A 12,511-nucleotide genomic window follows, 5' to 3' on the forward strand; every position below is an offset into this window, starting at 1 on the left:
GGGAACGATCCTCCATGTTCTTTACGCTCCCCTGGATGCTGGCGGGACTGGTAGGCGTGCCGGCACTGGCGGCCATCTATTGGCTGCGCAGCCGAGCCCAAGTGCGCGTGGTATCGAGCCTTTTCCTGTGGATCGACCAGCGCCGGCCGAAACAAGGAGGCCGGATCGTCGAGAAGATCCAAACGCCGCTGGCTTTTTTCCTCGAGCTGCTGGCGATCACGGCGATCGTGTTGGCCGCCGCGGGCTTTAGCTTCACGCGGTCGCAGTTCGCCCGGCCCATCGTGCTGGTGCTCGACGACTCGTATTCGATGCAGGCCGGAAAGGACAAAAGTACGCGCGCGCGTGCCCGCGAGGCGCTTGTCAAGGAGTTCCAGCGGACCGCGTACGTCGCGCGCGTGGTGTTGGCCGGTTCGCAACCAAGACTACTCGGCGAGTCGATCCGCAACGCCGATCAATTGCAGGAGGCGCTCGAAGACTGGCGCTGTACGGCGCCCACGGCGGCGCTCGAGCCGGCCGTGGCGCTCGCCGCGGAAATCGGCGGCGAAACGGCGCGGATTCTCGTAATCAGCGACCATGAACCGCCCGAAGAGCTTACGCCCGGCAAAGTGCAATGGTGGGCTTTCGGACAGCCGCTATCGAATACCGCCATCACGGCAGCCGCCCGCGAACGGTCGAGCGGTGGCGAAACTGGCGAGGAAGATCGAACGCTGCTGGAGATTACCCATCTTGGCTCGACGGGCACGCGCGCAGGCCTCGTGCTCCAAGGGGCGAATCTCGGCGAGCCGCAGCGAAAGACATTGGACCTGGGGGCCGGGGCTGCCAGCCGGTTGATCATGAGTTTCGTGTCCGGTTCGGCCGAGCTGCGCGCCAAGCTGAACGACGATGAGCTGGCGATCGACAACGAAGTGGTGCTGGTTTCGCCGCGCCGGGCGCCCGTGCGCGTGCAAATCGCGGTCGCCGAGGACGAGCGGGCAGGCGATAAGCTAAAGGGCGCGATCACGCGCGCCCTCGAGGCTGCCGGTCAGTCGCTGGTCGTCGACAGCCGCCCGCAGCTGATCATCGCCGACCGCGCTTCCGCACCCGATAGCGACGCCTGGCAGTTCGAGTTGCTCGGCGGGACCGATGCGGTCGCCTTCGAAGGGCCTTATGTCGTGGATCGTAGCCATCCGCTGACCGAAGGCTTGTCGCTCGAGGCGATCATCTGGTCGGCGGCCGAAAACAACGTGCCGCACGGAGTGCCGGTGATCACCGCCGGTAACCGCGTGCTGGTGGCGGACGAGGAGCATGCCTCGGGCAAGCACCACGTGCAACTGGCCATCGACATGGAACTGTCGAATCTTGCTGACAGTCCGGAGTGGCCGATCCTGATCGCCAACCTGGTGCGTTGGCGCGCGGCGGCATTGCCGGGACCCGCGGCGACGAATCTGCAGCTCGGTCAATTGCTGCGTTTTACCCTAGTCGAGGAACCGACGCGCGACACCCAAGTGGTTGTGAAACGACCCGACGGCAGCGAGCAAAGCGTTATTGCCGAAGGTAAGCGCCACGAAGTGCGGCCGGACCAGATAGGGCTATACAATGTTCGCGCCGGTGCGCAGCAGTTCGCCTTTGCCTGCAATGCGGTCAACGCCGACGAATCGAATCTGTTAGAGTGCGCTACCGGTCGCTGGGGAAGTTGGAATGATTCCGAAGTTTTTCAAGACCAGCACGTGCGGCTCGATTGGGTGTTTCTGCTCGTTGCCATCGGTTGCCTGGTGGCTCATCTGGTCGTTCTCTCGCGCAGCGGAGCACCAGGCTCATGACATTCACCTGGCCGTTCTGGCTGATTTTGATTATTCCGATCGTCGTCACCTTCTGGCTGCGGCCGCTGCGCACGCGCGGACTCACGATCCTGCACGCGATCACGCTGGGGCTTCTATTGTTGGCGCTGTGCGGCCTGAGCATCGTGCTGCCCAGCCGAAATGGTTGCATCGTGCTGGTCGCGGATCGCAGCTTGTCGATGCCCTCGGGCAGCCAGGACCAGCAGGCGGAAGCCGCGGAATTGCTCTATCGCGCGATGGGGGCCGGCGACGAGTTGGCGGTCGTGTCGTTTGGTCAGCGCGCCGCGGTGGAGCAGCCGCCGCAGCACGCGCGGTTCAGCGGCTTCATGAGCGACGTGGGTAACGAAGCCTCGAACCTGGCCGAAGGGCTGGAGCGAGCCATTTCCCTCATTCCGCGCGACAGCCCGGGACGCATCCTACTAATCTCCGACGGCAATACGACCGGCGGCGACGTGGCGGCAGCCGCCGCGCGCGCGGCCAGCGCCGGCGTCTCGATCGACTATCGTCCCCTCGGGCGGCAGGGAGTGGGCGACCTGGCGATCGATCACGTCGACGCACCGTCGTCCGTGGCGGCGGCCGAAGCGTTCATGATTTCCGGTTGGGTCGAAAGCCCACGCGCGCAAGAAGTTTCCTACGAGCTGGTATTCGGCGACCAGGTGTTGACCAAAGGAAAGCGCACCGTGCCGGCCGGGCGCAGCCGTTTAGTCTTCCGCGATAAGGCCGGCGACGCCGGTGCCCGCCAATACGTTTTGCGCGTGCGCGCGGCGGGTAACGACGACCAGGTTATGGAAAACAATAGCGCCCGCTTCCTGGTGGGCGTCCGCGGTGCGAAGCCCTTGCTGTGTGTCAGCCCGGCCGGCTCGTCGCTGCCGGAATTGCTATCCGCGGGCGGGCTGAAGATCGATCGCCGACTGCCCGAGCAATGTGCCTGGTCGCTGGCCGATCTGGCCGGCTTCACGGCCGTGCTGATCGAAGACATTCCGGCCAGCAAGATCGGCACGGCAGGAATGGAAACGCTCGCCGCCTGGATCACCGAAGCCGGCGGCGGACTGTTGACGACCGGCGGTCGCAACGCTTACGGGACCGGCGGATACTTCAAAAGCGCGCTGGAACGCGTGCTGCCCGTCTCGATGGAGTTGCGTCGCGAACATCGCAAGTTGTCGCTGGCCATCGTCGTGGCGCTCGATCGCAGCGGCAGCATGGCCATTCCCGTTCCGGGCGGCCGCTCGAAGATGGACCTGGCCGACCTGGCCACGGCCGAGGTTCTCAACCAACTCTCGGGCGCCGATCAGTTTGGCTGCCTGGCGGTCGATTCGATCTCTCACGAAATCGTCCCCTTGTCGGACCTGTCGGACACCGAGGCGATGCGGAACAAGATTCTCGGCATCGATTCCGGCGGCGGCGGCATCTTCGTTTATGAGGCGCTACAGAAGGCCGCGGCGATGATCGCATCCGCCTCGGCAGGCACGCGGCACATCATTCTCTTTTCCGACGCCAACGACAGCGAAGAGCCCGGCGACTACATCAACCTGGTCGACCAGATCGTCAAGGCGGGCATCACGGTCAGCGTGATCGGTTTGGGGACCGAGCGCGATCGCGACTCCGAATTGCTCAAGGATATTGCTCGCCGCGGCGGTGGGCAGTGCATGTTCACCGAAGACGCCCACGAACTGCCGCGCTTGTTCGCGCAAGACACGTTCCTGGTGGCGCGCAGCTCATTTCTCGAAGATCCGACCACAGTGCGCACCACGGCGGGCATGATCGCGCTCACGGCGCAGCCCTGGGGCGAACTGCCGCAAGTCGGTGGTTACAACCTCTGCTACTTGCGACCCGAGGCAAATCTCGCCGCCGTCACCGTCGACGATTACCAGGCTCCGCTCGTGGCCACCTGGCAAGCCGGGCTGGGACGCGTGTTGAGCTACACCGGGCAAGCCGATGGACAATACACCGGAGCGCTCGGTAAGTGGCCGCAAGTGGGCGAATTCTTTTCGTCGCTCGCCCGCTGGGTGAGCGCACAAGAGCAAGGCCTTGGGCCCGACATGCTGCTCACCCAGGAACTGCGTGGAGGCACGTGCCATGTCGAGTTGCACCTGGATAGCGAACGCGAGAAGACCCCCTTTGCCGCCGTGCCGCAATTGTCGGTGCTCTTGGGCAAGGAGGGCCAAAAGCCCGCCGCCGAGCACGTGCCGCTGCGTTGGACCACGGCGGACGTCCTTTCGGCCGACGTCCCGTTGCGTGGCGAGCAAACCTTGCTGACGAGCCTGGAACTACCGGGCATCGGTCGCGCGACGCTGCCCCCCGTCTGCCTCCCCTACTCGCCCGAGTTCGCGCCGCGGCCCGAGGGAGAAGGCCTACGCACGCTGGAACGCCTGGCACGTACGACCGGGGGCGTCGAGCGGATCAATCTGGCCGATGCCTGGGGCGATCTGCCGAAGCGACCGCGCTACGTGAACCTGGCTCCCTGGCTGTCGATGGCGGCCATGCTCTTGCTCTTGGCCGAAGTTCTGCAGCGGCGCACCGGGCTGCTTACCAGCGCCGTGCGCTTGTTGAAGATGCCGGCGCTTGTGCGCACGCGCGGCGAAGTCTCCGCGGATGGGACACCGACGGGGCGCGAGGCAGCGACTCCGGCCACGCGCCCGGCCGCGGTTCCGCTGCGCACCGCGCCAGTCGCGCGCGCAGCAGCGCCGAGTGCCGAAGCGCCGGCAGCGCCCGCGCCGCAACCGCCGCCGGCCAGCGACGAGAAAGTGATCGACGCGCTGAGCGAAGCGCGCCAACGCGCCGCGCGGCGGACGCAACGGTAGGTGTCGATGGATTGGCAAGTGGTGGGCACCGCCTTTTTCCAATCTCATTTCGCGATCGGATCCGTCTCAGCCCCGGCAGGGGTGCCATCGTGCAGCCGCGGGCGGTAAGCCCACGGATCGCTTTTGCTTCAACAGTTACCGTGGACTCGCGTCTCCGCTGCGCGCCGATGCGAAAACGCCGTTACGATTCTTCGATCGCGGGGGCGAAGCCGCGGCGCATGGTGTTTTCGGTCACCGTGCGCGGAACGACGAACTGCAGCAGGTATTCGCCGCCGCCGGCCTGGCTGCCGATGCCTGACATCTTGAATCCGCCGAACGGCTGCCGCGACACGAGCGCGCCGGTGATCGGCCGATTCAAGTACAAGTTGCCCACTAGCATCTCGCGCTGCGCGCGTTCCAAATGGGCGGGGCTGCGCGAGAAGATGCCGCCGGTCAGGGCATAGTCCGTCCCGTTGGCGATCGCGATCGCTTCGTCGAGATCCGCGGCGCGCAGCACGGCCAGCACCGGACCGAAGATCTCCTCCTGGGCGATGCGCGCCGTCGATGCCACGTCGGTAAAGATGTGCGGGCCGATGTAAAAGCCCTTTGCGGCCAGCTTGCCGACGTCGATCGCGAGCGCTTCGGTCGCTTCGCTGCGCCCGATCGCAACGTACTGCTGGATGCGCGCGAAGGCCTCGGCGTCGATCACCGGCCCGACAGATGTCGCCGGATCGTCGGCCGGTCCGACCTTCAGGCTCCGTGTGGCCTCGATGAGGCGCGCGAGAAATTGGTCGTAGACCGCCGCGAGCACGATCACGCGCGAGCAGGCCGAGCACTTCTGCCCTTGATAACCGAAGGCACTTTTCACTACCCCTAACACCGCTTCGTCGAGATCGGCGTCGTCGTCGATGATGATCGCGTTCTTGCCTCCCATTTCCGCGATCACGCGCTTCACGCGCGGGCAGCCGGGGACGCCCGAGGTTTCGGCCGCGCGGCGATTGATGGCCAGCCCCACGCTGCGCGAGCCAGTGAACGCGATCACGGCCGTATCCGGATGCTCGACCAACGCCGCGCCGACCGTCTCGCCGCGGCCGGGCAGATAATTCAGCACGCCGGCCGGCAGTTGCAGCTCCTGAAAAATGTCGAACATGCGCGCCGCGACGACCGACGACTGCTCGGCCGGCTTTATCACCACGGTATTGCCGGTCACGAGCGCGGCCGTGGTCATGCCGGTGAGAATCGCCAGCGGAAAGTTCCACGGCGCGATCACGACCGCCACGCCGCGCGGCAAATGCAAGAAACGATTCTCCTCGCCGGGCATGTCGCGGCCTCGCTCCGACTGCAGGGCAATTCCCTGGCGGGCATAGAATTCACAAAAGTCGATGGCCTCGCAGACGTCGGCATCGGCTTCGCGCCATTGCTTGCCGCACTCGTACACTTCCCAAGCGGCCAGCTCGAAGCGCCGCTCGCGCATGATTGTCGCGACCCGGCGCAGATATTCGGCTCGTTCTTCAACGGGGCGGGCGCTCCAGGCCGGCAGGGCTTCGCGCGCGGCGGTCATGGCACGATCGGCTTCGGCGCGACCCGCTGCCGCCACGATGCCCACGACCCGTTCCTTGTCCGAAGGGTCGATCGATAGTAATTGGTCGTTCGTCTCGACGGGCCGGCCGCCGATCCATAACGGATGAAACTGGCCGAACGCCGTACGGACGCGGGACAACGCTTCGCTCATTGCCTGGCGATTTTCGGCCTTTGAGAAGTCCGCCAGCGGCTCGTTGCGAAACTCCGCGTCGTTGGTCGCGGCCGTGCCTTGCGGCAACGTATTCACCGTGACAGGTTGCACTTTTTCGGCGCGAGGGGAATCGAGGGGGGTCATCAGCAAAGTCTCCGGCGAGACGTTTTCGGCAAAGCTCGCTCTGAGGAAGGAATCGTTCGAAGTGTTTTCCAGCAGCCGTCGCACGAGATAGGCCATGCCGGGGATCAGCTCGCCATACGGCATGTAAATCCGCATGCGGTAGCCCAGATCGACGAGAACCTGCTTTTCGGGATCGCCCATGCCGTACAGCATCTGCAGCTCGAGTCCCGTTTCCGGCAGGCCCAGATGCCGCGCGACGGCCAACCCATGTGCCAGCGAGCGAATGTTGTGACTGCCCAGCGCCGGGCGCAGCAGCGTGTGGTTGGCCAGGAGGAAATCGGTCAGCCGTTCGTAGTTGGCGTCGGTCTCCCATTTGCGCTCGAAGACGGGCACCGGCCAATCGAGCTGCCGGGCCAGGACCGTCTCGTAGTCCCAATAGGCTCCCTTAACGAGCCGCACCCAGACGGGCGTGCCGCGGCGGCGGGCCCAGTCGGCCATCGTGCGCAAATCGGCTTCCGAGTCTTTCAGATAAGCCTGAATCACGATGCCCACGTGCGGCGTGCCGCGGAATTCGTCCTCTTCCAGGATCTGGCGAAAGATCGTGAGCGTCAGGTCTTTGACCTTATACGATTCCATGTCGACGTTGACGAACGCCCGGGCCTTGCGCGCGGCGCGCAGCAGAGTTCGCAAGCGGCGACCAGCGCGCTCGGCACTTCCCACCGGATCGATCGGGTCGAACTGGCTATCGAGCGCTGATAGTTTGACCGACACGTTCACGCGCGGCAGGTTGCCGCCGGCGTCACGATCGATCTGCGGCACCTCGGGCCAGGAATTGACCGTCGGCGCGATGCCGGCGATCAGATCGAGATACGCCTGCAGGTAATGATCGGCCTCCGCTTCGCTGGCCACGGCTTCGCCCAGGATGTCGAGCGTGAAGGCGCGTCGCAGCTTGCGTTCGCGCATGGCGGCGGCGAGCACTTCGCCGGCGTTGGTGCCGGCGATGAAGCGACGGGCGTGCGACAGCGCATTGCGGCGTGTGGCGATCGCCAGCGCGCGCCCGGCTAGCGACCGCGGCGTCGCCACGGACAAACCCAATCGTGCGGCGGCGGGCAGGAACCGCGCCACGTCGTCGAAGTATTCGTGCAGGTGGCGCGTCAACGACTCGCCCGAGTCGAGCATCGGCAGCACGTCCAGCAGGCGGAACATCTGCACCTTGACCGACTCGTCGCGCATGGCCCAGGCCATGATGCGGTCGTCCCACCAGCCGCGTTCGAGGATGTTCGGCCGCTGGTCGGCCAGGTGATCGAAGATGTGCCGGCCAATGCGCCGCGTCGAGGCTTCGATCGTCGCCAGGTCTTTATCGGTCAAAGGGGCAATCAACGCCGTTCCTTCACGTGCGGACAAGTGCTTTGGGCTGAAAGAATCGTATGCGGGCGCTAGCGTGCGCGGCAAATGTGCGGCGCCTCACGCGGGAAACGTCCGTCTGGGTGGCCCTGACAACTCGTTGTCAGGGCGCCGTAGGTGTTTCAGCGTAAACCAGCCTCGTCGTTCTGGCGGCACATGCGGCGCGGCGGACGTATTTCATAGTTGAAGTTGGGAAAACGTGCAGCCGAGACGGCCGCACCACAACTTGTTTCGCCTCGGAATCTTGTGGTGCAGGCGTCTCGCCTGCATTTTTGTGAGGATTAGAAAACCGAACAGCCGTGGCCTCTACGGCCCGCCCCCTTGCCTTGGACGCCTGCCGGCTCGATAACTTTCCTACGCCGCATGCGGTGCGGTGGGTGCTGAATCAGGAAAGGTCGACCATGTCAAAACGTCTAGCGGGTAAAACGGCTCTGGTAACCGGCGGTGGAACGGGCATCGGATTGGGCGTGGCCCTGGCCCTGGCCCACGAAGGGTGCCGCGTGGCGATCGCCGGGCGCCGGCGCGAGCCTCTCGAGGCCGCCTGCAAAGAGTTCACAGGGTCGCCCGCCATGAGCTGCCACCCGGTCGACGTGGGGGACCTGGCGAGCGTCGAGACCTTGTTCCGCTGGTCGATGGCCACGCTCGGGCCGCTCGATATCCTGGTCAATAGCGCTGGCGTGAATGTGCGCAAGCGCACGATGGCCGAGCTCAGTCCGGAGGACTGGGACAAGATGATGCGCATCAATGCCAGCGGCGCGTTCTACTGCATGCGCGCCGTGCTGCCCGAGATGCGCTCACAGCGCAATGGCTTGATCGTGAATATTTCGTCGATCGCGGGCATTCGCTCGTCGCTGTTGGGGGGCGTCGGCTACACGGCATCAAAATTCGCCATGACCGGGCTAGGGACGACCGTGGGGCGCGAAGAGGCGACGCACCATATCCGCGTCACGAATGTCTATCCGGGCGAGGTCGAGACACCGATTTTGGACAATCGCCCGGTGCCGGTCAGCGCCGAGCATCGCGCGCGAATCTTGCAGCCTGATGACGTGGCGGCGGCCGTCTTGATGGTGGCCTGCCTGCCGCCGCGGGCGCACGTGACGGACCTGGTAATCAAGCCGACGAGCCAGGATTTCGCGTAAGCGGACGCTCTTCCGTCGTATTTCGGCGGTTTGAGGATCTTCATTCGTTGGCACTCGGGTCTTCTCTGAGCGTTCACTGGTGGACGAGCCACCGACGGCACCGGAATCGGAATCGGCCAGAACGAGATTCTTTTCTGCTGGATTACAGTTCCGGCGCGCGGCAGAATGGGCTTGTGGCGCGGCGGCGCTCAGGGCAAGATTTCGGGGACGCCCGACGTTTTCACCCTGCCCTCTCCCCGCTCGGGGAGAGGGAAACTTCATTCTCGCAACTGCCTGGCGAAAAACGGGAGGCAGCATCGCGAATCGGGACGAACGAAGGGGGGACATCGCATGAGAGGTGCATGCCTGTTGCTGGCGTGCTGGGGAGCATTGATCGTGACGCGCGGCGCGGGACCAGCCGTTGCTCAGCAGCCGGCGCCCGCGGCGCCTGCTACCGCGGATCCGGAGGTGCTGAAGATCCACCTGATGGACGGCTCGCAGGTTGGCGGCAAGCTCGCCACGCGCGAGTTGGAGGTCGACACCGCGTACGGGAAGCTGACGATTCCCGTGACTGCGATCGTCAGTCTCACGCCCGGACTGGGCAGCCATCCGCAAGTCGGCCAGAATCTCGACGAGTTGATCGAGAAGCTGGGCTCCTCGGCGTTCACCGAGCGCGAAGCGGCGCAAAAGGCGCTCGTGGCGATGGGCCCTTCGATCCGCGTGAAGCTCGCCCGAGTGGCCGAAGATGCCGACACCGAGCGCCGCAGCCGCGTGAAGGCGATTCTCGAAGAGTTTGATCAGGCCGAAGAGGAGGCCGACAGTGACGAGCAGTCGCCGGCGCCACGGTTGATCGAGCGCGACACGATCGAGACCGCCGATTTCACCGTGGTGGGCAAAATCGTGCCGCAGGAATTCGAGATCGCCAGCCAGTACGGCGTGCTGAAGGTGAAGCTCAGCGACATCCGCCGCATCGAGCGCGAAACGTCGTCCAAGCGCGACACGCAAAAAACCGTGACCGTGGAAGGCACGAACCTGGTGATGCGCAACATCAAGGACTCGGGCGTGCGCGTCGAGCGCGGTGATAAAATTACGATCACCGCCGACGGTACGATCACCATGACCCCTTGGGGCAACCAGGCCGTGAGCACGCCCGACGGTGCCCCGAATTACGGCTGGTTCGTGCCGAACAAGATCTCCGGCGGAACGCTGGTGGGCAAAATCGGACCGCAGGGGAGCGTATTTCGCATCGGTTCGAAACACTCGTTCACCGCCGACCGTGCGGGCGTATTGCAACTGGCCGTGGCCATGCAAGGAGATCCGCAGAATCAGCAATTCCCCGGCGAGTATCGGGTGAAGATTCGCGTTAAGCGGAAATAGGAGTTAGTGGGCCGTAGGCAGCCGGCAGAGGGCAGTAAGGAACATCCCCTCTCCCATCGGGAGAGGGTTAGGGTGAGGGTCTTCAAGGTTGAAGCTGATCGCTGATCCCCTCACCCCGGCCCTCTCCCGATGGGAGAGGGAGTTCGCGCCGGTCTTCAGTGGCTACTGACTACCGACTACTCTTCACTGCCTGCTGCCCTCTGCCCGCTCTCTTACGGCACGAGCACGATCTTTCCGGCTAGCGTGCCGGCTTTGTGCAGCGTGTTATCTTCTTGCAGTTTGTGGGCGGCGGCCGCTTCGGAGAGTTTGAATTCGCGACCGATCTTTGGTTTCAATTTGCCCTCGGCGAGCCAGCGGTTGATATCGTCGGCACACGCGCGATGCTCGGCGACCGACGAATTGAACATCGCGAAACCGTGCAGCGAGCAATCCTTCACGTAGAAAGGACCGACGGGAAACACCGGGCGCGCGTCGCGACCGGCCATCAGCACCATGCGGCCGCGCAACGACAACAGGCCCACCGTGCGGTCGAAATCGGGCTCGCGCAGCGTCTCCCACCAGACGTTCACGCCATTTGGTGCAAATTTGCGCACCTCGGCATCGACGTCGGCGGTCTTGTAATTCAGCGCCAGGTCAGCGCCCAGCGTGCGGCATTCGGCCACCTTTTCATCGCTGCCGGCCGTGGTGATGACGCGCGCCCCCGCGGCCTTGGCCATTTGCACGACCATCGAGCCGACGCCCCCCGTGCCGCCGTTGACGAACAGAATCTCGCCGGATTGCAGCTTGGCGTGCTTGAACAAACCCAGGTGCGCCGTGATGCCCACGAGCGCCACGGCGGCGGCCGCGCGATCGTCGACGCCGGCGGGCGTGGGATAGAGCCATTGCTCGTTGACGGCGACCAACTCGGCGAACGAGCCCTGCCGGCCGGCCATTCCCTGGCTGCTGGCCCACACCCGATCGCCCGGTTTATAGCGCGACGCCTTCGGCCCGCATTTCTCGACGACGCCGGCCAGGTCCGAGCCGATGACGAACGGGCTGGGAAGCGCCGCCTTCACCAGCCCGCCACGGATGTACGTATCGATCGGGTTCACGGCCACGGCTTTCATGCGCACGAGCACTTCGCCTTCGCCCGGCGTGGGGTCCGCGAGGTCGCCGTAGATGATCGCATCGGCGGGACCGGGCGTTTTGATGTAAGCGGCTTTCATGGTTGTCGGTGTCCTCTCCGGGTGTATGCGGGCGCGCCTGCGGCGCTGCCGTTAAACGGCATCAGGCACGCCTGCGGCGCTGCCGTTAAACACTGTTATATTGGCAGATGGACGGGCGACACAATCTAGCGAGGAGCGTCGGATGTCGAGCAGCGTGCTATCGGGCCAGGACCTCGTCAGTTTCGATCGCGACGGCTATCTGCTGGTGCGGCAGTTGTTCGACGCCGAGGAGATGGAGATCCTGCTCTCCTTCGCGCGTCGCGATCCGGCCCTGGCGGCCGGCGCTTACGCCCGCAAGGACGCGGCGGGCAATGAAACGCGGCTGGCGCTGTGGAACCAGGCGGGCGACGACCTGTACAGCATGTTCTCGCGCTCGCCGCGGATCGTCGACCGGATGGAAGGACTGCTCGGCGGCGAAGTGTATCACTATCACACCAAGATGATGCTCAAGGAGCCGTTCGTCGGCGGCGCGTGGGAGTGGCATCAGGACTACGGCTACTGGTACCACAACGGTTGTCTGTTTCCGCTGTTGGCCAGTTGCCTGATCGCTGTGGATCACGCGACCAAAGCCAACGGTTGCCTGCAAGTGATCCGCGGCTCGCACCATATGGGCCGCCTGGACCATGGTCGCGTGGGCGAGCAAACCGGCGCTGACATGGAGCGCGTGGAAGAGGCGCTTGCGCGGATGGATCTCGTTTACATCGAGGCAGACCCTGGCGACGCCCTCTTCTTTCACTCAAACCTGCTGCACCGCTCGGACGAAAACCGCTCGCCGAATTCGCGCTGGTCGCTGATCTGCTGCTACAACGCCGCGCGGAACGACCCCTACAAGGAATCACGCCATCCGCGCTACGAGCCGCTGGTGAAAGTCACGGACACGGCGATCAAGGAGTGGGCCGCCCGGGCCGAGGCGCCGTGAGGGGGGTGAGTCTTCAGACAACCGGATCGCGCCAAA

The 12,511-nt window shown here is 64.8% G+C and carries 7 protein-coding genes; 5 read left to right on the plus strand and 2 right to left on the minus strand.

Annotation, left to right across the window (positions count from 1 at the left end):
• The first annotated feature begins 14 nt into the window (after window positions 1-14).
• Together VHD36_04170 and VHD36_04175 are read left to right on the plus strand one after the other, a co-directional pair.
• A complete protein-coding gene (locus tag VHD36_04170; GenBank protein ID HVU86490.1) occupies window positions 15-1,799 on the plus strand; it encodes a BatA and WFA domain-containing protein in 1,785 nt (594 codons plus the stop codon).
• Window positions 1,796-4,618: a vWA domain-containing protein gene (locus VHD36_04175; protein ID HVU86491.1), complete on the plus strand. Its 2,823-nt coding sequence runs from the start codon at window positions 1,796-1,798 to the stop codon at window positions 4,616-4,618. The genes VHD36_04170 and VHD36_04175 overlap by 4 nt, the downstream gene beginning before the upstream one ends.
• A 181-nt stretch (window positions 4,619-4,799) precedes the next feature.
• Here the strand turns inward: VHD36_04175 and pruA are convergent, their stop codons facing one another.
• A complete protein-coding gene (gene pruA, locus VHD36_04180; GenBank protein HVU86492.1) occupies window positions 4,800-7,832 on the minus strand; it encodes an L-glutamate gamma-semialdehyde dehydrogenase in 3,033 nt (1,010 codons plus the stop codon).
• 425 nt (window positions 7,833-8,257) lie between these two features.
• On the opposite strand from pruA, the gene VHD36_04185 reads away from it, so the two are divergent.
• The gene (locus tag VHD36_04185) at window positions 8,258-8,995 is read left to right on the plus strand and encodes an SDR family oxidoreductase (protein ID HVU86493.1); all 738 of its coding nucleotides are present in this window, start codon (window positions 8,258-8,260) and stop codon (window positions 8,993-8,995) included.
• Between the two features lie 330 nt (window positions 8,996-9,325).
• Window positions 9,326-10,351, plus strand: a complete 1,026-nt coding sequence (locus VHD36_04190; GenBank protein ID HVU86494.1) for a hypothetical protein — start codon at window positions 9,326-9,328, stop codon at window positions 10,349-10,351.
• A gap of 212 nt (window positions 10,352-10,563) precedes the next feature.
• Here the strand turns inward: VHD36_04190 and VHD36_04195 are convergent, their stop codons facing one another.
• Window positions 10,564-11,556, minus strand: coding sequence for an NADPH:quinone reductase (locus VHD36_04195; protein ID HVU86495.1), 993 nt, complete (start codon window positions 11,554-11,556; stop codon window positions 10,564-10,566).
• A gap of 142 nt (window positions 11,557-11,698) precedes the next feature.
• On the opposite strand from VHD36_04195, the gene VHD36_04200 reads away from it, so the two are divergent.
• Entirely contained in the window at window positions 11,699-12,475 is a 777-nt protein-coding gene (locus VHD36_04200; GenBank protein ID HVU86496.1) for a phytanoyl-CoA dioxygenase family protein, read from the plus strand.
• Window positions 12,476-12,511: the final 36 nt, after the last annotated feature.

Source organism: Pirellulales bacterium, from assembly GCA_035546535.1.
GTDB lineage: Bacteria > Planctomycetota > Planctomycetia > Pirellulales > JACPPG01 > JACPPG01.

What these genes read in the sequence shown, in the direction of transcription:
- VHD36_04170 (HVU86490.1), top strand. Translation starts at nt 15, where the DNA reads ATGTTCTTTACGCTCCCCTGGATGCTGGCGGGACTGGTAGGCGTGCCG.
- VHD36_04175 (HVU86491.1), top strand. Translation starts at nt 1,796, where the DNA reads ATGACATTCACCTGGCCGTTCTGGCTGATTTTGATTATTCCGATCGTC.
- VHD36_04185 (HVU86493.1), top strand. Translation starts at nt 8,258, where the DNA reads ATGTCAAAACGTCTAGCGGGTAAAACGGCTCTGGTAACCGGCGGTGGA.
- VHD36_04190 (HVU86494.1), top strand. Translation starts at nt 9,326, where the DNA reads ATGAGAGGTGCATGCCTGTTGCTGGCGTGCTGGGGAGCATTGATCGTG.
- VHD36_04195 (HVU86495.1), bottom strand. Translation starts at nt 11,556, where the DNA reads ATGAAAGCCGCTTACATCAAAACGCCCGGTCCCGCCGATGCGATCATC.
- VHD36_04200 (HVU86496.1), top strand. Translation starts at nt 11,699, where the DNA reads ATGTCGAGCAGCGTGCTATCGGGCCAGGACCTCGTCAGTTTCGATCGC.